The 21624-nt window shown below is 62.3% G+C and carries 18 protein-coding genes; 6 read left to right on the top strand and 12 right to left on the bottom strand.

From position 1 onward, the window contains the following. Nucleotides 1-405: 405 nt before the first annotated feature. The 4 genes from ACIY1O_RS11680 to purN all read right to left on the bottom strand — a co-directional run bounded on the left by ACIY1O_RS11680 (nt 406) and on the right by purN (nt 6163). Nucleotides 406-2790 carry a UvrD-helicase domain-containing protein gene (locus tag ACIY1O_RS11680; RefSeq protein ID WP_397475267.1) on the bottom strand — a complete coding sequence of 795 codons (2385 nt, stop codon included), beginning with the start codon at nt 2788-2790 and terminating at the stop codon, nt 406-408. Beyond that, entirely contained in the window at nt 2787-3995 is a 1209-nt protein-coding gene (locus tag ACIY1O_RS11675) for a DesA family fatty acid desaturase (protein ID WP_397475266.1), read from the bottom strand. The genes ACIY1O_RS11680 and ACIY1O_RS11675 overlap by 4 nt, the downstream gene beginning before the upstream one ends. A gap of 167 nt (nt 3996-4162) precedes the next feature. Then, nucleotides 4163-5473 (bottom strand): RsmB/NOP family class I SAM-dependent RNA methyltransferase, encoded by a 1311-nt coding sequence (locus ACIY1O_RS11670; protein WP_397475265.1) that lies wholly within the window; start codon nt 5471-5473, stop codon nt 4163-4165. Nucleotides 5474-5485: 12 nt separating this feature from the next. Beyond that, a complete protein-coding gene (purN, locus tag ACIY1O_RS11665; RefSeq protein ID WP_397475264.1) occupies nt 5486-6163 on the bottom strand; it encodes a phosphoribosylglycinamide formyltransferase in 678 nt (225 codons plus the stop codon). Nucleotides 6164-6209: 46 nt separating this feature from the next. On the opposite strand from purN, the gene ACIY1O_RS11660 reads away from it, so the two are divergent. From ACIY1O_RS11660 to coaBC, 4 genes are all read left to right on the top strand, one after another. Beyond that, the gene (locus tag ACIY1O_RS11660; protein ID WP_397475263.1) at nt 6210-7175 is read left to right on the top strand and encodes a bifunctional riboflavin kinase/FAD synthetase; all 966 of its coding nucleotides are present in this window, start codon (nt 6210-6212) and stop codon (nt 7173-7175) included. Further along, nucleotides 7165-9999, top strand: a complete 2835-nt coding sequence (gene ileS, locus ACIY1O_RS11655) for an isoleucine--tRNA ligase (RefSeq protein ID WP_397475262.1) — start codon at nt 7165-7167, stop codon at nt 9997-9999. Before ACIY1O_RS11660 ends, ileS begins: the two co-directional genes overlap by 11 nt. 64 nt (nt 10000-10063) lie before the next feature. Further along, nucleotides 10064-10531 carry a signal peptidase II gene (gene lspA, locus ACIY1O_RS11650; protein ID WP_397475288.1) on the top strand — a complete coding sequence of 156 codons (468 nt, stop codon included), beginning with the start codon at nt 10064-10066 and terminating at the stop codon, nt 10529-10531. Between the two features lie 15 nt (nt 10532-10546). Continuing rightward, on the top strand, nt 10547-11749 hold the full coding sequence (coaBC, locus tag ACIY1O_RS11645; protein ID WP_397475261.1) for a bifunctional phosphopantothenoylcysteine decarboxylase/phosphopantothenate--cysteine ligase CoaBC: 1203 nt from the start codon (nt 10547-10549) through the stop codon (nt 11747-11749). Between the two features lie 47 nt (nt 11750-11796). Here the strand turns inward: coaBC and ACIY1O_RS11640 are convergent, their stop codons facing one another. From ACIY1O_RS11640 to ACIY1O_RS11620, 5 genes are read right to left on the bottom strand one after another with little or no spacing between them, the layout of a single operon-like run. Next, on the bottom strand, nt 11797-13047 hold the full coding sequence (locus tag ACIY1O_RS11640) for a LysR family transcriptional regulator (RefSeq protein WP_397475260.1): 1251 nt from the start codon (nt 13045-13047) through the stop codon (nt 11797-11799). A 5-nt stretch (nt 13048-13052) separates the two neighbouring features. Then, complete coding sequence (locus ACIY1O_RS11635; RefSeq protein ID WP_397475259.1) at nt 13053-13247, bottom strand: tautomerase family protein; 195 nt, start codon at nt 13245-13247, stop codon at nt 13053-13055. A gap of 11 nt (nt 13248-13258) precedes the next feature. Further along, nucleotides 13259-14584 (bottom strand): TRAP transporter large permease, encoded by a 1326-nt coding sequence (locus tag ACIY1O_RS11630; RefSeq protein ID WP_397475258.1) that lies wholly within the window; start codon nt 14582-14584, stop codon nt 13259-13261. After that, nucleotides 14581-15090 carry a TRAP transporter small permease gene (locus ACIY1O_RS11625; RefSeq protein ID WP_397475257.1) on the bottom strand — a complete coding sequence of 170 codons (510 nt, stop codon included), beginning with the start codon at nt 15088-15090 and terminating at the stop codon, nt 14581-14583. Before ACIY1O_RS11625 ends, ACIY1O_RS11630 begins: the two co-directional genes overlap by 4 nt. A gap of 57 nt (nt 15091-15147) precedes the next feature. Further along, nucleotides 15148-16176, bottom strand: coding sequence for a TRAP transporter substrate-binding protein (locus ACIY1O_RS11620; RefSeq protein WP_397475256.1), 1029 nt, complete (start codon nt 16174-16176; stop codon nt 15148-15150). A 218-nt stretch (nt 16177-16394) separates the two neighbouring features. Here ACIY1O_RS11620 and ACIY1O_RS11615 point away from each other — a divergent pair, with 218 nt between their 5' ends. Next, nucleotides 16395-17318: an MBL fold metallo-hydrolase gene (locus ACIY1O_RS11615; RefSeq protein ID WP_397475255.1), complete on the top strand. Its 924-nt coding sequence runs from the start codon at nt 16395-16397 to the stop codon at nt 17316-17318. 112 nt (nt 17319-17430) lie between these two features. Beyond that, on the top strand, nt 17431-17892 hold the full coding sequence (gene dut / locus ACIY1O_RS11610) for a dUTP diphosphatase (protein WP_397475254.1): 462 nt from the start codon (nt 17431-17433) through the stop codon (nt 17890-17892). Nucleotides 17893-17919: 27 nt separating this feature from the next. Here the strand turns inward: dut and ACIY1O_RS11605 are convergent, their stop codons facing one another. From ACIY1O_RS11605 to ACIY1O_RS11595, 3 genes are read right to left on the bottom strand one after another with little or no spacing between them, the layout of a single operon-like run. Continuing rightward, complete coding sequence (locus tag ACIY1O_RS11605) at nt 17920-18546, bottom strand: PqiC family protein (protein WP_397475253.1); 627 nt, start codon at nt 18544-18546, stop codon at nt 17920-17922. Nucleotides 18547-18560: 14 nt separating this feature from the next. Beyond that, entirely contained in the window at nt 18561-20252 is a 1692-nt protein-coding gene (locus tag ACIY1O_RS11600) for a PqiB family protein (protein WP_397475252.1), read from the bottom strand. Nucleotides 20253-20265: 13 nt separating this feature from the next. Further along, on the bottom strand, nt 20266-21573 hold the full coding sequence (locus ACIY1O_RS11595; RefSeq protein WP_397475251.1) for a paraquat-inducible protein A: 1308 nt from the start codon (nt 21571-21573) through the stop codon (nt 20266-20268). Between the last annotated feature and the right edge of the window lie 51 nt (nt 21574-21624).

Here is a 21624-nt window from a genome sequence, read left to right as displayed (position 1 = left end):
TGTGAGCTGCTGGATTCTAAGGCGTTCCTGCGCTGTGGGGCCCCACATCACAGAAACTACAGCGTGGTATGGACTCGAGCCTTTTGCGAGGCACCATCAATGAAAGAAGCAGTGGCAAAGAAGTGGTGGACAAATCCAAGAAGAAGGTATCCGACCTATTACAATAAAGCGAGGTGCGTGGCGGGCAGGTATTTTGGGCGACGTAGAGCAAGCCGAGCACATATTGGTTTCGGGGATGCAAGCTCGCAACTGTTTGAGCGGCGCGCTTGTCGGACCGCAGGTCCGACGCCGCGAGTTTTGCGAGCGCCTCGAAACCAATGTGTGGGAGGGTAGCCGGCAAAGCCGGCCGTAGCTCTCCGGCGCCCAAAATACCTGCCCGCCACGCGCCGTTTAAAGAACCTACGGTCAGCCCGCAATCACATCCAGCTTCGCCACACCCAATGCCAAGGTCTTGGTGCCCACCTCGCGAAATTGAATCTGCGCCTGAGAACCCTGCCCCGAGCCGCTGAGCCCGATAATCGTTCCCTCGCCGAACTTTGCATGGCGAACGCCCTGCCCGATACGGAAGTGCTTGTCTCCCACCGACACGCCACTGGTCACCCCACGCGGCGCGCGTGGAGAAATAGTGCCGGCCGAGGGACGACCATAAGCATCAGAACGGCGCCACCCTGCCTGGCCCCAAGCCTCGTTCGGTATCGTCTTTGCCTCGCGAGGAGTGAGCCACTTCAGGTGTTGCTCGGGAATCTCGTCCAGAAAGCGCGACCGCATTGCATAACGCGTTTGCCCATGCAGCATGCGGCTTTGCGATAGCGTCAGGTACAGGCGCTCGCGGGCGCGCGTAATGGCCACATACATGAGGCGGCGTTCTTCTTCCAGCCCCGCCGCTTCCAGCAGACTGTTCTCGTGGGGAAAGAGCCCCTCTTCGATGCCTGTGATGAACACCGCATCGAACTCCAGGCCCTTGGCCGCGTGCACTGTCATCAATTGCACAGCGTCCTGGCCCGGCTGAGCCTGATTGTCGCCCGCCTCAAGTGAAGCATGCGACAGGAATGCCGCCAAAGGAGACATGGCAATCTCGGTGTCCGGCGATGCCGGAACCTCACTGCCTTCGCGTCCAGGCGCAACCGATGCCGTCGGATCGGACTGCTGTGCCGCAGAAGCATCCACAGCGTCTGCCGACAGGGCTTCATTCAAAACGGCCATGTCGGCCATGGACGTCAGGGGGCGCTCTATCAACAGGCCGGCCGGCAGCCCTTCAATAGTTTCTTCCACGCAGAACACCGTGGCCGCGTTGACGAGTTCCTGCAAGTTCTCCAGCCGCTCTGCACCCTCTTTTTCGGCTTGATAATGCGCCCTTAGACCGCTGTGGTGAACCACATGATCGATCAGTTCGGGCAACGACAGAATTTGCGCCTCGTGGGCCATGCCGGCGATCAGCTCGGCGAATTTCGCCAGGTTGCTGCCTGCCTTGCCCGACATGAACGGCACCGCCCCGAACAAGCTCGTGCCTCGCTCGCGGGCCATATCGGCCAGTTGTTCCAAAGAGCGCGCGCCTATGCCCCGAGTTGGAAAATTGACCACCCTCAGCCATGACGTATCGTCATGGGGATTGTCCATCAGGCGCAGATAGGCAAGTGCATGCTTGACTTCCTGGCGCTCGAAAAAGCGCAAGCCGCCATAGACTTTATACGGGATTCCCGCCGAAAACAGCGCATGTTCGATTACCCTCGACTGTGCATTGCTGCGGTACAAGACGGCGACTTCATGGCGCAAGCTGCCATCGTTGATGAGCGCCTTGATCTCATCCACCACCCATTGCGCCTCCATGAGATCTGAAGGCTGCTCAATGACACGCACGGGCTCGCCCTCGCCCTGGGCTGTCCAGAGGTTCTTGCCCAGGCGGGCGCTATTGTGCGCAATAAGCGCATTGGCCGAATCAAGAATATGCCCATAAGAGCGGTAGTTCTGCTCGAGACGGATGACCGCGCCTTTCGCGTAATCGCGCTCGAAATCCGCCATATTTCCCACATTGGCGCCCCGGAATGCATAGATCGACTGATCATCGTCGCCCACAGCGAACACGCTGGCTCCGCCGCCGGCCAGCAGTTGCAGCCAACGGTATTGCAAAGTGTTGGTATCCTGGAATTCGTCCACCAAAATGTGCCGGAACCGGCGCTGGTAGTGCTCGCGTACCGGAGCATTTCGCTGAAGCAGCTCGTAGGCGCGCAACAGCAATTCGGCAAAATCGACGACACCTTCGCGTTCGCACTGAGCCTGATACAAAGCATATATTTCGACCAGGCGCCGGCGATGCGGATCGTCTGCCGGCACAGCGTCGGGACGCTGCCCTTCTTCTTTGGCGCCGTTGATGAAGCGCTGCACATCGCGTGCAGGGTACTTCTCGTCGTCGATGCCCGCGCCCTTGATCAGGCGCTTGATAGCGGACAGTTGGTCGGCCGAATCAAGTATCTGGAACGTTTGGGGCAGATTGGCATCGCGATGATGGGCGCGCAACATGCGGTTGCACAGGCCATGAAAGGTGCCCACCCATAAGCCACGCGTATCCAGCGGCAACAGGCTGGACAGCCGCGCAAGCATCTCGCGCGCCGATTTGTTGGTGAAGGTGACAGCCAGCAGGCCATAAGGGCTGGCCTGGCTCGTTTGAATGAGCCAGGCCATGCGTGTGGTCAGGACACGGGTTTTGCCGCTGCCTGCGCCGGCCAGAACCAGCGCATGCTGTGGAGGTAAGGTGACGGCGGCTTTTTGTTCGGGGTTAAGCTGCTCGATCATGCCGCATAGCGGCGCAGACGATAGGCAAATTGTTCGAGCCCTTCGATACCGCTTTGCTGCGCGCGCTGGCACCAGGCCTGAAGGTCGTTGCGCAATTGCTCGCTGGTGGCGCTGGAGCTTTCCCAGAGCCGGATCAACTCGCTGCGCATCTGCACCAGCGTGGAAAGTGACTGGCTTTGGGCCAGGACCGTGTCGAGCTCGGCGCGCTGCGCGGGCTCGAGAGAGACGTCGGCGTTGCCAAGGGTGTGCCGGATGCGGCTAAGCTGGCGCCAGCGGCAATCGGTGCTTCCCTTCTTGCGCAAGGGCTTGAGCTTGGCAAGCTCTTCGGAAGCCGCTTTCTTGATGACGTCGGTGTAGCGTGCCAGGATTTCGTAGCGATGCTGGATGACGCCCTCGAGCGTTTTCAGGCTGACCGACTGGGCTGCGGGCTCGAGCTTGAGCTTGGGCGCCACGCGGCGCACCGTGGCCAGGCGGAAGAAGCTGAGCACCTTGATGTAGCCCCAGCCGATGTCGAATTCCCACCATTTGGCCGAAAACTTGGCCGACGTGCCGTAGGCATGGTGGTTATTGTGCAGTTCTTCGCCGCCGATGATGATGCCCCAGGGGAAGACGTTGGTGCTGGTATCGGGGCTGGCGTAGTTGCGATAGCCCACGTAGTGACCCAGCCCGTTGACCACACCGGCGGCCCAGAAGGGAATCCAGGCCATCTGGATGGCCCACACGGTAAGGCCCAGGACGCCAAACAGGGCGACATCGATACCCAGCATGATAAGTACGCCCAGCAAGCTGTGGCGCGAATATACATTGCGCTCGAGCCAGTCGTCGGGGGTGCCGTAGCCAAAACGCTTTAGGGTTTCGGCGTTGGCGGCTTCGTCGCGGTAGAGCTCGGCGCCGCGGAAGAACACCTTGCCGATGCCGTAAACCATAGGCGAGTGGGGATCGCCCTCGCGTTCGCACTTGGCGTGATGCTTACGGTGGATGGCCACCCATTCTTTGGTGACCATGCCCGTGGTCATCCACAGCCAGAACCGGAAGAAATGCATGACGGCCGGATGCAGATCGAGACCTCGGTGCGTTTGGCTGCGATGCAGGAAAAGCGTAACGCCCAGGATGGTGACGTGGGTGAGAGCCAAAGTAACGAGCGCCACTTGCCACCATGAATACTGCAGCAAGCCACCCGCCAGAAAAGAAATAATTGTGTCCATAACCACTTTGTAAGGCCTTGTGGGCCCCTAGTTGAATATCCAGTAGATTCTAACGTACATGCGTCTATTCTGACAGTAAAGTTTCAAATTAGTTTTTGAGATAAATCAAGGACATGGGCGGATCAGAGGGGGTGAAACCGCCTGAAACGCCTGTCTTGTCCCACAAGCTATGCATTTGTACGCTGCATTGCCGCCGCAAAGAAGCCGTCTGTGCCATGCCGGTCGGGCCGCATCGACAAATACGGCCCCGAAAGCGTCAGGTTCTTACAACGGTCTTTAATGATTTCGTTGGCATCCAGCAGCTCGAAACCTGGGTTTTCGGCAAGAAACGCTTCCACCTGCTGCTGGTTCTCTTCAGGCAGCACGCTGCAGGTGGCGTACACCAGCCTGCCTCCGGGCGCCACACAGCTTGCGGCCTGCCGCAAGATTCGTGCCTGTAGCTCCATCAATTCGACCACCGATTCCGGGTGCTGTCGCCATTTCAGGTCGGGATTTCGTCGCAGGGTTCCCAGGCCGCTGCACGGGGCATCCACCAGAACACGATGCGCCTTGCCCCGCAGACGCCGGACACGCTGATCGTTGTTGGGGCTGATGACCACCGGAACGATGTTGGACAATCCGCTGCGCGCAAAACGGGGCTTGGCCCGCGCCAACCGCGCAGCCGAGACATCAAATGCGTACAAGCGCCCCGTGGAGCGCATCAGCGCCCCCAGAAGCAGGGTTTTGCCGCCGGCTCCGGCACAATAATCTATGATCATCTCGCCGCGTCGCGGGCCCACCAACGCCGTAAGAATCTGGCTGCCCTCGTCCTGCACCTCAATTTCCCCGCGCTCGAACATAGGCCAGCGATTGACCGGAGGCCTGCCCTGCACACGGATGCCCCACGGTGAATACGGTGTGGGCTGGGGATCGAACTTGGCTGCGGGGCCGTCGCGCAGGGTTTGCAGCATCGTGTCTCGCTCGGCTTTGAGAGAGTTGACGCGCAGATCGAGCGGCGCCGGCTGATTCAAGGCCTCTATGAGGGCCTCGGCGTCGTCCAGATCAGACATGCGTTGCATCAGCCAATCGGGTACGCTCCATCGCACCTCGGGCGCCAGGCTTTTAACATCGATGCGCTGAATATGGTCAAGCCAGCCTCTTTCTTCCTCGGACAGGGCCTCGTCAAGCTTGGCGCGATCAAAAACCGTGTTCAGGCCAAGAATGGCGAGCCGGCGCGCAGCCGCGCCGGAACCGCTTTGGGCGAACTGCCGATAGCGGCGCAAATGGCGCAACACGTCAAAAACGCCGTTCGAGAGCTCGGCCCGGTCACGGGCGCCCAGCTTGGGGTTGGCCCTTAGCCAGCGCGACAACACCGCGTCGGCGGGATACTGCCATTGCAAGATCTCGCCCAAAACTTCTTGCGCCTGGTGTATGCGCGCCGCCGCGACGACATAGGGCCGGGCCGAACTCGTTCGGCGGTTTTTACTTGAAGCGTTCATATCTACCTTGAATCAACATCCGCCGTCGTCTGACGGCAAAATGAAAGAACGGCTAACCACGCCGTCGACGTGCACCCGTTGCATGGCATCAAGCGTAACCCGGCCTGCAGCCAGCCATTCAACCACTTCCGAATACACTTTGTGCTCGAGCCGTAAAAGGCGACGAGCCAGCTCGTCAGGCGTATCCCCCGCAAGCACCGGTACGACCCCTTGCGCGATGATGGGTCCATGGTCAAGCACGGGTGTCACGAAATGCACCGTGCAGCCATGCCACTGCACCCCCATGGCCAGGGCTTGCTGGTGGGTGTGCAGCCCAGGAAACGCGGGAAGCAACGAGGGATGGATATTGACCAGCCTGCCGTTGAAACGTTCGACGAAACCAGTGGTCAACACACGCATGAAGCCAGCCAGCAGTACGTAGTCGGGCCGATGAATCTCGATGGCCTCGGCCAGAGCCGCATCGAACTGCTCGCGCGAGGCATAGTCTTTATGGGGAACGATCGCTGTTTTCAACCCCTGTTCGCGGGCCCACTCTATTGCCGGGGATTGGGGTGAGTTCGACACGACAGCCGCCACTTCGGCGGGCAAGGCCTGATCACGCACGGTTTGCACAATGGCCCGCATATTACTGCCTCGGCCGGAAACCAGCACCACAAAACGGCGGCGGGAAGAAGAATTTGACGCTGACAAGGACGTTTTCCAGAGTAAGGCAACGTAAAATTGTAAACTCTCGGATGTGAAACCTTCTTTCAAGATCTATCGCCGCCTCCCACGCTACGATACCCAAAGCCCCAGCGCCGTCACCATCGGCAATCTGGACGGGGTCCATCGTGGCCACCAGGCCATTATCCGCCGTGTCGTCCACGAAGCCGCGCAGCGCAGCCTGGTCCCCACAGTCATGACCTTCCAGCCGCATCCGCGCGCCTTTTTCGCGCAGCGCGGGCAGCGCCCTGAACTGATTCCCACCCAGATCAGCAGCCTGCGAGACAAGGCTTGGGCGCTGCAGAAACTGCAGATTCGCCAGCTGGTATTGCAGCGCTTCAACCAGCAGCTTGCCGACATGCCCGCCGAAGATTTCATCGAACAGCTGCTGGTTCGCGGCTTGCAGACCCGATGGCTGCTGGTGGGCGAGGATTTTCGCTACGGCCACAAGCGGATGGGCGACGTGGCCCTGCTGCGCCGGGCCGGACGGCGCCACGGTTTCATTGTCGAAACCTTGTCCGACGTCGTTGACGAACATGGCTACCGGATATCCAGTTCTGAGGTGCGCACTGCACTGGCCGTAGGCAACCTGGAGCGCGCAGAGCGCCTGCTGGGTCATACTTACCGGATTAGCGGCCATGTCATACATGGTCAAAAGCTTGGCCGCAGCCTGGGCTTTCCCACGCTGAACATTCGCGTACCCACGCTATGCGCGGCGCGCTCGGGCGTTTATGTGGTGCGGGCCCATGGATTGGCCGAACAACCTTTAAACGGAGTGGCCAGCCTTGGTGTAAGACCCACCATCTCCGACTCCGGACGCATCATGCTCGAGGTCCATCTGCTGGACCGGGACGTTGATGCATACGGTAAACTCACGCAAATCGAATTTCTTCAGTACCTCCGGGACGAAGAAAAATTCCCCGACCTTCCTGCAATGATCGCCGCCATCGAAAACGATGTGCAAAGCGCTCGAGATTATTTCGCGCTCCATGGACTATAGAAACACTTTAAATCTGCCCGAAACCCCCTTTCCGATGCGGGGCGACCTTGCCAAGCGCGAACCACGCTGGGTCGCCGAATGGGAAGAGAACAAAGTGTACGAAGCCATCCGGCAGGCCAGCCAGGGGCGACCCAAATTCGTGCTTCATGACGGCCCGCCCTATGCCAACGGCGACATCCACATCGGCCATGCGGTCAACAAAATTCTTAAGGACATCATCGTAAAAAGCCGCAATATGTCCGGCTTTGATGCCCAGTACGTGCCCGGCTGGGATTGCCACGGCATGCCGATCGAGATACAGATTGAGAAAAAATACGGCAAGAACCTGCCGGTTGCAGAAGTACAGGCCAAAGCGCGCGCCTATGCGCTCGAGCAGATTGAAAGCCAGAAAAACGATTTCAAGCGCCTGGGCGTACTGGGTGACTGGAACCGCCCCTACCTCACCATGAATCACGCCGACGAGGCCAACGAGCTTCGCGTACTGGCCCGCATCATGGAAAAGGGCTTCGTCTTCCGTGGCCTGAAGCCGGTCAACTGGTGTTTCGATTGCGGTTCCGCCCTGGCCGAAGCCGAAGTCGAATACGCCGACCGCAAGGACCCCGCCGTTTTCGTCGCCTTTCGCTTCGATCAGCCTGGAAAAGTGGCCCACGCCTTCGGCCTGGAGAGCATCGACGACGGCGCCGTCGTCATCTGGACGACCACGCCCTGGACCCTGCCCGCCAACCAGGCGCTCAACGTCCACCCCGAGCTTGAATACGCCCTGGTCAAGCTGGCCCAACCGCGTGCAAGCGGCGCGGTGCTGCTGTTGGCCAAAGACCTGGTCGAAAGCTGTCTCGAAACATGGCAGCTTGAAGGCGAGATCATTGCGACCGCTCCCGGCGCCGCCCTGGCCAATCTTGAATTCCGCCATCCGCTTTACGAACTGGATGCCGGCTATCGCCGCACGGCGCCCATCTACCTGGCCGACTACGTCTCGCTGGATGCCGGCACCGGCGTGGTCCATTCGTCACCCGCCTACGGCGTGGATGACTTCCTGTCGTGCAAAGCGCATGGCCTGCGCGATGAAGACATCATCAGCCCCGTGAAGGGCGACGGCGTCTACGCCTCGACTCTGCCTCTGTTCGGCGGACAGCACATCTGGAAGGCCAATCCCGAGATCGTCAAGGCGCTCGAGGCGGCCGGCTCGCTGTTGCATGTAAAAACACTGTCGCACAGCTATATGCATTGCTGGCGGCACAAGACACCGATCATCTATCGCGCCACCAGCCAGTGGTTTGCCGGCATGGACCGGCAGCCCAAGGAAGGCGAGACGCTACGCGAGGCGGCCCTCAAAGGCGTCGAGCAGACGCAGTTCTACCCGGCATGGGGCCGGGCCCGCCTGCACGCCATGATCGCCAACCGTCCCGACTGGACCTTGTCGCGCCAGCGCCAATGGGGCGTGCCCATGGCCTTTTTCGTACACAAGGAAACCGGCGAGCTGCATCCGCGCACCATAGAACTGCTCGAACAGGTGGCCCAGCGGGTCGAAAAAGAAGGCATCGAGGCCTGGCAATCGCTGGACCCGCGCGACTTGCTTGGCGATGAAGCTGATCAATACGAAAAGAACCGCGACACGCTCGACGTATGGTTCGATTCGGGCACCACGCACGCCACCGTACTGGGCGGCCAGGGCAATGAGTTCAACGGCTCGCACGGCGACCTGCTCAAGTGGCCGGCCGACCTTTACTTGGAAGGGTCCGACCAGCACCGCGGCTGGTTCCACTCTTCGCTGCTGACAAGCTGCATGCTTTACGGGCGCCCGCCCTACAAGGCCCTGCTCACCCACGGTTTCGTGGTTGACGGCTCAGGGCGCAAAATGAGCAAGTCGGTGGGCAACGTGGTGGCGCCGCAGAAGGTGTCCGATACGCTCGGAGCCGAGATTCTTCGTCTTTGGACGGCGTCCACCGATTATTCGGGTGAGCTGTCCATCTCTGAAGAAATTCTCAAGCGGGTGGTCGAGGGCTACCGGCGCATACGCAATACGCTCAAATTCCTGCTGGGCAATTTAAGCGATTTCGACGCGGCGCGCGATGCCGTCGCCCTGGACGCCATGTTCGAGATAGACCGCTATGCGCTGGCCATGACGGCCACCATGCAGGCCGAGACTCTCGAAAATTACAAGCGCTATGAGTTTCATCCGGCCGTCGCCCGTATGCAGATATTCTGTTCCGAAGACCTGGGCGCCTTCTATCTGGACGTCCTGAAGGACAGGCTCTACACTGCGGGCCGAGACAGCCTGGCAAGGCGCTCGGCCCAGACGGCTGTGTTCCATATCACCCACGCCTTGCTCAAGCTCATGGCGCCGATCTTGTCCTTTACCGCCGAAGAGGCCTGGAAGGATCTGCACCGGGACAAGGCCGCCACCATATTCACCGAGCTGTTCCATGCCCTGCCCGACCAGGTCGACGCTTCAGCCCTGTGCGAGAAGTGGAACCGGCTGCGCGCCATCCGCGCCGAGGTGATGCGGCGCATCGAAGAAGTGCGTACCGCCGGCAAGATCGGCTCGTCGCTGGATGCCGAAATCGACCTATATGCCGACGGCGACGATTACGACCTTCTGGCGTCGCTGCAGGATGACCTGCGCTTCGTGCTGATCGTCTCGCGTGCGCAAGTGCACCGCGCACCTGGCGAGCCAGGCATCGAAGTCGCCGCCACCGAACACGCAAAATGCGAGCGCTGCTGGCATCACCGCGAAGACGTGGGGCTTGACGAGCAGCATCCCACAATATGCGGCCGCTGCGTCAGCAACCTGTTTTCAACAGGCGAGGTTCGCCGTCATGCCTGACGAACAGCCGTCCGCCGGCACGCCCGGGCGCGCGCCTTTATTCCCCAGGCGATTCTGGATCTGGATGGCATGGGCCCTGGCGATTGTGGTGCTCGACCAGTTGACCAAGGTCTATTTCGACGGCAACATGCAATATGCAGAACGTTGGCCCGTGTTGCCGTTTTTTGATTTCACGCTGTTGTACAACCCTGGCGCCGCCTTCAGCTTCCTGGCCGCCGAGCAAGGCTGGCAACGCTGGCTGTTCACTGTCATTGCGGTCGGAGCCATCGGCCTGATATTGCACTTGTTGCGGCGGCATCCGGGCCAGCTTCTGTTTGGCGCATCGCTTACCTTCATATTAGGCGGCGCGGTGGGCAACCTCATCGACCGCATCCTGCATGGCCACGTCGTCGATTTCCTGCTGTTCCACTGGAACGGCTGGCACTTCCCGGCCTTCAATGTGGCCGACATGGCCATCACCTGCGGCGCCGCACTGCTCATACTCGACGAGATCCTGCGCATACGGCGCGATCGCCAACGCAAGGCGGCCTAGTTCCAGGAAGACACCATGCCCGACCTCGACCAACAACGTTTCGTACTGGGCCTCACAGGCGGAATCGCGTGCTATAAAAGCGCCGAATTGCTGCGCCGCATGCAGGACCATGGCGCCTCAATCGATGTCGTCATGACCGAAGCCGCCTCGCATTTCATCACGGCCACCACCATGCAGGCGCTTTCCGGCCGCCCCGTCTACACCGATGCCTGGGACAGCCGCGTTCCCAACAGCATGGCGCATATCAACCTTACTCGAGAAGCCCGCGCCGTGATCATTGCGCCCGCCAGCGCCGATTTCCTGGCGAAGCTGGCCAATGGGCTGGCCAACGACTTATTGTCAACGCTATGCCTGGCGCGCGGAGGCTGCCCCTTGCTGGTCGCTCCGGCCATGAACCGCGAGATGTGGGAGCATCCCGCCACGCAACGCAACGTGCGCCAGCTACGACTGGACGGTGTACACATACTGGGGCCAGGCAGCGGTGAACAGGCTTGCGGCGAAGTGGGCGATGGGCGCATGCTGGAGCCCGACCAGCTTCTGCGCGAAATCATTGCCTTCGCACAACCCAAGCCGCTGGCCGGACGGCGCGTACTTATCACCGCCGGCCCTACTTCCGAAAAAATCGATCCGGTGCGTGTCATCACCAACCGCTCGTCGGGCAAGACCGGCTATGCCATCGCCCAGGCCGCCCATGAGGCGGGCGCGCAGGTGGTCCTGGTCTCCGGGCCCACCGCCCTGCCCTCGCCCTACGGCGTGTCCCGCATCGACGTCGAAAGCGCAGCGCAGATGCATGCGGCGGTCATGGGCAACCTACGGGACACGGATATCTTCATCGCCGTCGCTGCCGTGGCTGATTGGCATGTCGTAAACGCCAGCGACAACAAGCTCAAGAAGACGGCCTCTGACCAGCCGCCCGAACTCCAGTTCGCGCCGAACCCGGATATTCTCGCCGAGGTCGCGCACACACCCAAAGGGCCGTGGTGCGTGGGTTTCGCGGCCGAAACCGAGAACCTGCGCGACAACGCCCAAGCCAAGCGCCAACGCAAGAATGTTCCGCTGCTGGTGGGCAACCTGGCCCAGGAGTCGATGGGAGGCGACACCACCGCATTCGTGCTGTTCGACGACCAGGGCGTAGAAGAACTGCCCAGACTAAGCAAGACCGAAGCCGCCCGCCGTCTCGTCCAGGCCATTGCCAAGCGCTTTCCGGGCGCGGCCTGACGCACCGCCCAGGGCCACCGCGCAACGCGCTTGAAGCGGCGCCCCGGCTATTCCCAATCGGTCGGAGAGCGCCCCACGGCGCGCAATTCGTCCATCAACAGCCGCGCGCCGGGCGAAGACCGCTCGGGGGCCCTGCGGATGATGCCGATTGAACGGTACACGGCGCTGGACACGACGGGCAGGCGCACCAGCGCGCCGGTCTGGATGTCATGATGGAAGATACGCTGCGCGGCGGCGGTGATCAGGTCGCTCTCGCACAGCAGCCCGCGTATGGTCGACGGGTCGGAAGTCTCGACCGTGACCCGGGGATGCGGCAGATGATGGGTATCCAGCACCGCCGTCAGCGCCGCGCGGGTGGGGGTGCCTTCGGAAGGCAGCACCCATGAAGCCTCCAGCACTTCGTCCAGGCCCACATTGGGCTTTTGCGCCAGCGGATGCCCCGCGCGGGCGATGATGGATATCCAGTCGTCGAACAGCTTTTCGCACACCAGGGTGGTGTACTGCCCCACCGGCTGCAGGGCCCCGACCACCAGGTCGATGTCCCCGCACCACAGGCCGGCCGCCAGATTCTCGAACGAACCCTCGACCGTGGCGATGTGCAGGCCAGGATGCTTGTGCAGCAACCGCGCAATCGACACCGGCAAAATCTGCGCGCCGCCGAAAGGCAGCGCGCCCACAATGACCTTGCCTTCGACCCTGCCGCTGAGCAGGGTGATCTCGGCGCCGGCGTGGCGCAGTTCGGCCAGCGCGCGCTTGAGATGCAAAAGCAGGGTCTCGCCGGCTGGAGTCAGCCGCGTGTTGCCGTCAGAGCGATGGAACAAGGGCAAACCGGTGCTAAGGTCGAGCTCGTTCACCGCCAGGCTGACGGCGGGCTGGGAAATACCCAGCTTGCCCGCCACCGCTCCCATGTGCATCAGGTCGGCGAACGCCAGCAAGACCTCCAGGCGCCGCTTGCCCACGGACAAGGTGAATATCGGCGCATTGAGCAGCTTGACGCCCTGCACCTCGGCCATGTCCTCCAGCGCCTGGCGCGCCCGGCCCATCTCGGCGAAAGCCGCTTCGACACGGCGCAGCAGCACCGTGCCGATCTCGGTGAGCAGCATGCCTCGCTCATGCCGCTCGAACAGATTGCCGCCGATGTCGCGCTCGAGCTCTTCGATGGAGTACGAAACCGCGGACCGCGAACGGCGCAGGCTTTCTCCGGCCCGCTTCATGCTGCCCTCGTGGCATACCGCCGCAAAAGTCTTGAGATGCTTGGGATGGACGATGACGCCGATGCCGGGCCGGACACTGGACATACGGTTCAGGATTCTCCGAGCTCGGCCGCCGTCTTGCCCCGGATTCCCCAGTGGCTGGGCGGCACCTCGTCGACCAGCACGCGTATGTTGGCGTGGGGCGCCTGCAGGCTTTGATGTATGGCCTCGGTCACGGCATCGATGAGGGCCGCAACCTCTTCGGGGCTGCGGCCCTGCATGATGGATAGGCGGGCAATGGGCATATATGGGTCCTTTATCCTAGCCAGCGCACCAGCGCCAGCGTCAACACGGGGAAACTCACAAGCAGCGCAAGGCGTATGAAATCGGACGCGAGAAAAGGCACGACGCCGCGGAAGATCACGCGCAGCGGCAGGTCTCGGGCGACACCGTTGATCACGTAGACGTTCATCCCCACCGGAGGCGTGATGAGGCCCATTTCCATGACGACCATGGCCAGCACGCCGAACCAGATGCTTTTCTCGTCGGGCCCCAGGCCCCAGAAATCAAGGCCCAGCACCACCGGCAGCAAGATGGGAATGGTGATGATGATCATGGACAGGCTGTCCATGACGCAGCCCAGCAGGATGTAGATCGCCAGAATCGCCAACAGCACGCCGAACGGCCCCAGGCCCAGCCCCTGCACCCATTCGGCCGCGATGTTCGACATCTGGCTGACGGCCAGCAGCGAGCTGAGCATGTCGGCGCCGATCAGGATCAGGAAGATCATGCCCGTGCCCGTGGCGGTGCCCGAAATGCAAGCGGCCAGCCCGCCGTCTTTGAGGCCTCCCGACTTCCAGGCCACCAGGCCGGTTGCCAGGGCCCCGATGGCCGCCGCCTCGGTGGCGGTGAACAAGCCGCTGTAGATGCCGCCCAGCACCACCGCGAATATGAGTATGACCGGCCAGGTGGCCAGCAGCATGCGAAAGCGTCGGCCCCAGCCATGCCTGGCCACCAAGGGGCCGGCGGCATCCGGCTTGAACCGCACGACGATGCCCACCACGATCATGTATCCGATTGCGGCCAGCACGCCGGGCACGAGCGCCGCCATGAACATCTTGGCGATGTTCTGTTCCGCCAGGATGGCGTAGATGATCAGGGGAACCGAGGGGGGAATGAGGATGCCCAATGTTCCGCCGGCCGCGATGGAGCCGCCGGCCAGGCTGCCCGAATAGCCATGGCGCCTGAGCTCGGGCAAGACCACCTGGGTCATGGTGGCCGCCGTGGCAAGCGAAGACCCGCAAATGGCGCCAAAGCCCGCGCAGGCCCCCACCCCGGCCATGGCCATGCCGCCTCGCCAATGGCCGATGAAAGCATTGGCCGCCCGGAACAAGGCGCTGGACAGCCCGCCATAGGTGGCGAACTGCCCCATCAGCAGGAACAGCGGCACGACGGACAAATCGTACATGGAGAAACGCGCATAGGGTGCGTGCTTCATGGTGGCGATCAGGGCGTCCCAGCCGGAAATCCAGAAGTAGCCGATCGCGCCCGCCACGAACATGGAGATGCCGACGTGGATGCGCAGCGCCAGCATGGCAAGCATGAAGACACCCATCAGCATGCCGATCTGGACGCTGCTCATGAAGCCTCCCCCGGCTGAAGCATATTGGCCAGCGCCGCGATGCCCAGCAGGACGAAGGCAGGCGCAAGCGGTATGTAGGTCCACCATATCGGCAGGCCCAGTACCATGCTGGTCTCCTGGTATTGGCGTATTTCCAGCGTACCCACCCCGGTGCGCCACGCCAGCAGGAACGCCACCGTGGCCATCAGCAGCGAAGCCGTGACGTCAAGCCCGCGCTTGAACGGCTCTGGAGCCTTCAGGGTAAAGAAGTCGACCAGAACGTGGCCTTTCTTGATTTCGCAATAAGGCAGGCACAACACGATGCCCACCGCGGAAAACATGCGCACCAGTTCGTAGTCGCCGGGCACCGGGGCTCGCAGGGCGATCCGCCCCGAGATGCTGGCGGCCGACAACAGCGCCTCGATGAGAAACAACACAACGCCCAACATGGCGAAAAACCAGCAAACGGCCTCCAGCCAGCGGCGGCCCCGTCCCGGCCCGGCTTGTGCCTGAGATGAAAGCGGCATGGCGCCTCGTCCCTCCTGTAGGGATGACCGCGGCCGTTGCAACCGGCCGCGTGGAAGTTATTTCGTGTATTGATCGACGAGCGATATCGCATCGTCGTACAGCGCCTGGCCATCGCCCCCCTGCTTGCCGGCGGCATCGATCCACTCTTGCCGTATGGAAGCGGTGGCCTGCGTCCACCGTTCGAGTTCTTCGGCGCTGATCTTGTAGACCGTATTGCCCCGGTCGAGCGCCGCCTTGCGCCCGATGGCATCGGCCTCTTCAAACTGGGCCGCGACCCAGGCCGAGGTGTCGGCGCCGCTATGATCGTCGATGACTTTCTGCAGGTCGGGAGGCAGGCTGTCGAATTTTTTCTGGTTCATCACGTAGATCATGGTGGAGGTGGCCAGCATTCGGGGGCTTTCGGTTTCGGCATGGAACTTCGACAGCTCGTGCATCTTGACGCCGGGGATCACCTCCCAGGGCAGCATGGCGGCATCGATTACCCCTTTTGAATAGCTCTCGACCGCTTGCGGAAGCGGCATGCCCATGGCGCTTGCGCCCAGCTTGGTCAGAAGCGCGTTGCTCATGCGCGAAGGCGCGCGTATTTTCATGCCCCGCAAGTCTTCCATCGTCTTGACCTGCTTGTCGCGCAGATGCAGGTAGTTGGGCCCGTTGACCCAGGTGGCGATGGGCTTGACGCCGGCAAACTCCGACTGCGCATGCTTTTGCGTGTAGTCCCACAGCGCCCGGGACGAGGCCTGGTGCGTCGTGGCCACGAAAGGCAGTTCGAACACCTCGGAGATGGGGAAGCGGCCCGGCGTATAGCCCGGCAGCGTCCAGACGATGTCGGCGATGCCGTCGCGGGCCTGGCCGAACAACTGCGAGGGGTTTCCGCCCAGCTGCATGGCAGGATAGATCTGGCACTTGAGCTGCCCATTCGATGCGGTTTCGATTTTTTCGCACCAGGGAACGATCATCTTGCTGTGAGCCGCGGAAGCGACCGGCAGAAAGTGCGCCACTTTCAGTACGATCGGCTGGGCCTGGGCGGCGGCGGGAACGGCGGCGGCAAACAGAATACTGAACATCAATGTCGGCAGGGGTCTCATGGCAAACTCCTTGCGAGTGTGAGCATACGGCTCATGGTGGATGTCGGATTTACTGCAACCTACTTATTCCGTGAAACCCTATTCTGACGCGCCAGCACAGTATCCGTCGATCTCAAAATACTTCTACCCATGTCGAATAAACTTATATCACGTGGGTTTTGTATGACAACCCCGGGCTGACGGTGGCACACTGCACCCAATTGAAGGAGGTCTTGCATATGACTGGAATACAGGACATCAATCTCGCGGGCAAGGGCCTGCAGTTCGGCGACATCGAAGTTACCCGCGTCCAGGACTACCACGGGCCGGGCTTCGTCAGCACCTTCATGTTCCCCGATTTTCGTCCCGATATGTGGCGCCGGCACGAATCCTGGCTCGTGCCGCATTTCTATGATCCCGTCGAAGACAAGATCCGCACCAGCATCCATAGCTGGCTGGTCCGCACCAGGCATCACACCATCCTGATAGACAGCTGCATCGGCAATCACAAGCAGCGGCCCACCAACCCGCGCTTCCACATGCGCAGCGAACCCTGGCTCGAACGGCTGGCGGCGGCGGGCGCGCGGCCCGAAGACGTCGACTTCGTCATGTGCACCCATCTGCACTCCGATCATGTCGGCTGGAACACCAGGCTCGAGAACGGCCGATGGGTTCCCTCTTTCCCCAACGCCCGCTACCTGTTCACGCGCAAGGAGTTCGAGCGCTGGGACGAGCGCCGTCCCGACTACGTGCCGCGCGAATCCGAGCAGTTCGTGTTTGCGGACAGCGTGCTGCCCGTAGAGGAAGCAGGCCAGATGGAGCTGATCGAAGAAGGCTACACCGTGGATGATCTGCTGACGGTGGAGGCGGCGCCCGGACATACGCCGGGTCACGTGAAAATCCGCCTCAGGGGACACGGCGAGCAGGCCCTGTTCTGCGGCGACGTCATCCACCATCCGGTGCAACTGCCCTTTCCCGAGCTGTACTCCATCTTCGACGATGATCGGGTCACGGCCCTGCAAACACGGCTGGCCATGCTCGACGACTGTGCGCGCAGCGATGTACTGCTGCTTCCGACCCATTTCGCCGACCCCTTTCTTTGCCGGATCGAGTCCACCGGCAACACTTCCGCGCCCTCTTACCTACCGCGCTGGGGGCGTTGAATACACGGACGCGGCCGGGCAAGCCGGCTCATGGCGCAAGGTATACAATCCCGGGACGGTCGCCGGCCACACGGCGCGGCGGCCGGCCCTTCAACCTTGCAAAGGACCCCTTGTGTTCAGACGCATCGAAGCCCGCATCGTCAATCCCCTGCTCGGAACAAAGATTCCACCGCCCGCCTATGCCACCGAAGGCGCCGCCGCCATGGACTTGCGCGCTTGCATCGACGAGCCGGTGGAACTCCCGCCCGGGGGCCGGGTGCTGATCAAGACGGGCCTGGCCATCAATATGATGGATCCCGCCCTGGTCGCCATCGTCGCCTCGCGCTCGGGCCTGTCGTTGAAGCACGGCGTCCGGGTCGCCCAGGGCATAGGCGTGATCGATGCGGATTATCACGGCGAAATCGGGGTGATTCTTGCCAATGACGGCGATGCCGCCTATTTGATCGAGCCCGGCGAGCGCATCGCGCAATTGATGTTCCAGGCAGTGGCCCAAGTGGGGCTGCACTATGTGGAACAGTTCTCGATCGAAACCGAGCGCGGCGAAGGCGGCTTCGGCAGCACCGGCCGAAGCTGATCCGTTGGGCCAGCTTTACCGGCGGCCCTACACACAACCCTTCAAGGCGATACCCGTCGCGGCGGAAAGGGGCCGACCTGAAAGCTTGTCCGCCATCAGGCCGGCAAGCTCTTCCAAGACGCGCTGATGGCCCGCGACCAGGCCAGGCATGCCCTGCTCGACCGGCACCTGTATCGCCGCACGGCAGATCGCCGCCTCGCCTTGAGCGCCATGGCGCGGGGCCTGGCGCCACGTGGCCTCGAGCAGCGCGCGGTGGCCGTACACCGACTCGAAGCGATGCACCGTCACGCTCAGCAGCCACAAGGGCAGGTCCTCGGGGGCTGCGCGGGGTTCGATATCGAGCGCGCCAAGCCGGCGCGACAAGTCGCGCGACAAGGCATTGCGAATCTCGTCGGCCAGCGGCGCGGCCCACTGGGACTCGTTCAGCAGAGTGACCTGGGTGCCGTTTTCGTGGCTGAGCACGATTTGAGGACGATCGACCTGCGGGGGCACCTCGACCGCCGAGAGGCTGATGGCGAAAGCCGCCTGCGCCGTCGGCGCCGGGGCCTGCCCTTCGGACGAAGACAGGGTGTAATACTGGCTTTGCGGCGCCGAAGCGCAGCCGCCGAGCGCGGCGGCCAGAATCAGGCAGGAAAGAATGGCTGAAGGTTTCATGGCGTGCTTCTCTTCTAAGGGGCCGGCAGCACGTCCCCGGGACGGCCCCGTATCAATGCCGACGGATGCGTCTGCAGATAATCGCCCAGGGCCCGCAGCGACCTGGCCGCGCTTTGAAGCTCGCGCATGGTGCCTTCGAGCCCGGAGTTTATGGGAGAGTCGGCGTCAAGCATCCCTTCGAGCTTGTTCAGGGAAGATTGCACGGATTTCAGCGTATTGCCCACCTGCGGCCCAACGCCGCTCAGGCCTTCAAGCAGGCGGTGCAACGATGCAAGGCTGGCGTGCAGCTCTTTGCCTATGCCGTCCAGGGGTATCTTGTCGATCTTGGCGACCACATTGCCCAACTGCTCTTGAAGCTTGTCGAAGCTGCCCGTCACGGTGGGCATGACCAGCGGCGTGGCCTCGGGATCGGTTTGAACGGGCTCGGCGTCGCGCACGAAATCAAACGAGATGTACTGCTGGCCGGTCAATAGATTGGAAGCCTTGATCTGCGCCCTGAGGCCGTGCTTGATAAGCGGATCGAGCAGATGGTGGGCCGGGTAGCTTTCGGCCTTCTGCTCGTCGGACAGGCGGTCATAGGCGCCGCCGAAGCGCAGGGGATACAGATGCGCCTTGACCAGCACATGGAAGCGTTTCTCGCTTTCGTCGAACTCGAGGTCGATGTCGTAGACTTCGCCCAGCTCCATTCCGCGAAAATCGATGGGCGCGCCCAGCTTCAGGCCACGCACCGACTGGCGGAAAACCATGTCGACCCTGAACGGCGGCCCGTCGGGTTCGGCCATGGCGTCACTTTCGGAATCGGCCAGGGCGAAGGTCGCATCTTCGGGGGCCGGCGTGGTGTTGAACGGATTGGCCGACGCAAAGGCGACGCCGCCCGCGATGATCGCCGCCAAAGAGCCTGTCTTGACCTCGACGCCCGAAGCCCCCAGCGACATGTCGATGCCGCTGACGTTCCAGAAACGAGTGTCCTCGGTGACGAAGCGGTCGTTGGGCGCGTCGATGAAGGCCTGCACGTTGACCTTGCGCCCGTCCTCCGCCAGGCTGTAGCCAATGATGCGGCCGACGGGAATGCGGCGAAAATAGACCGGCGAGCCGATGTCCAGCGAGCCCAGGTCTTTGGTCATCAGGGTGACCCGCCTGCCCTGGCGGCCCGAAGCAATTTCGGGAGGAGTTTCAAGGCCCTTGAAAACAGTGACGGTCTGGCCGCCATCCAGCTCTTTGGGCGCATCCACGCTGATGTAGGCGCCCGACAGCAAAGTGCCCAGCCCAGACACGCCGCTTAGCCCCAGACGCGGGCGCACCACCCAATAGCTGGCCGATTCCTGCGTGTAATATCGCGCGCCGTCGCGATTTAGCTGGGCCTTGACCAGGACGTTGGAGCGGTCTTCGGCGATGCGGATGTCCTTGACCAGCCCCACCACCACGTCTTTATAGCGAACCTTGGTCTGCCCTATCTCGAGGCCTTCGGCCGATTCGAAGCTGATGGTGACCACCGGGCCGACGCTGAGCCAGCCGCGCACCAGCAACGAAAGCCCAACCAGCACGGCAACAAGCGGCACCAGCCAGATCCAGGATATGCGGGTCGGACGCCGCGGCTTGACCGTGGGCGCCGCCGGACCGGAGGGCCGTCCCGCCGCCTTGTCGCCGGCCTTGGCGGCATCGGGGCCGGACGAAGCCGGTTTGGAATTGTCTTGATCGCTGCTCATGCGGGCTTCCCTTTCATGCGCTGCGCCCGGCAGGATCGGCAGGCGGCGCGGATTGATTATTTCTTGCGGCGGACGCCAAGGAAGCATCGTCTGCTTGCGGATCGGCATCCCATCCCAGCCGGGGATCATAGCTCATTGCCGCGAATATCGTCAGGACGACCACTGCCCCGAAGGCCACGGCGCCCTCGCCGGCGTGAATCTGCGAGAAACCGGGAAAATTCGCCATGGCGGACAGCAGCACGACCACGAAAACGTCAAGCATCGACCACTGGCCGATGAACTCGACCAGTTCGTACAGGCGAGTGCGTTGGCGTTGAATGATCGGGCCGCGCCAGCGCGTGCGCAGCATCAGCACCGCCAGGGCGAGCAATTTGGTCAGGGGAACCACGACACTGGCTATGAACACAATGATGGCCAGATCCCACGAGCCCATGCGCCAGAACTCCACGACGCCGCCCAGTATCGTATGGGCAGATTCGCCGGCGGGCGTGTGTATCACCATCACCGGCAGCCAGTTGGCCGGGATGTAGAAAACGGCGGCGGCCATGATCAGCGCCGAGGTGCGCGAGAACGATGACGGGTTGCGCTTGTGCACTTGCGCGCCGCAGCGCCGGCACGCGCACGAGCCGCCCGGCGAAACATTCTGGACAAAGCCGCAGGGCTCGCATGCGGCATGGGGCTGATCAAGCCTTAGGCCGGCGCCCGACCGTTCGACCAGGCCGGCATCCTCGGCGTAGCGCCACAAGCGCTGGGCCGAAACCCGGCTAAGCGCCGTCAATAAAAAAACCGCCGCGACACAAGCCCACAGGCCCATGCCGAACTGGACGCTGGCCAGATCGATCAGCTTGACCATGGCCACCAGAATAGCCAGCAGCATCACCGAAAACATGCTCCAGCGCGAGATGGTGTCGAGCATGCGCATTCCGTACTTGAAATCGGCGGGCAGCCTGGCTGTGGAGATGGCGCGCAGGGCCCAATACAGGAATAGTATCTGGCCCAGCGGAAAAGCGAACGCGAACAGCGCCGTAACCAACGCCACCAGCCCGTGTCCCTGCTGCCAGGTGATCCAGATGGCGTGCGGCAGGGTGGCATGGACGCTGACGCCCTGCACGCGCAGGACGGCGATGGGAAAGTAGTTGGCTATGGCGAAGACTACGACGGCCGCAACGGCAAGCGCCGTCCATTGGCCCAATGCAAGCCCGCTTTGCCTGTACAAGACATAGCCGCAGCGCACACAGGATGCAAGAGCGCCCGCCTCGATCGGCAGGCGCTGGTGAAGCTGGTCGCAATGGCGGCAGGCAATCAGCGGCGGGGCCGACATATCAGGCCCCGCCGCAATGGACCCCGGCGCCGGGGCCCAGTGAGTGGTTGC

The sequence above is a fragment of the Pusillimonas sp. genome, assembly GCF_044464525.1.
In the GTDB taxonomy this organism is placed as follows: Bacteria; Pseudomonadota; Gammaproteobacteria; order Burkholderiales; family Burkholderiaceae_B; genus Pusillimonas.
This window is presented reverse-complemented; position numbering and strand designations above follow the sequence as displayed.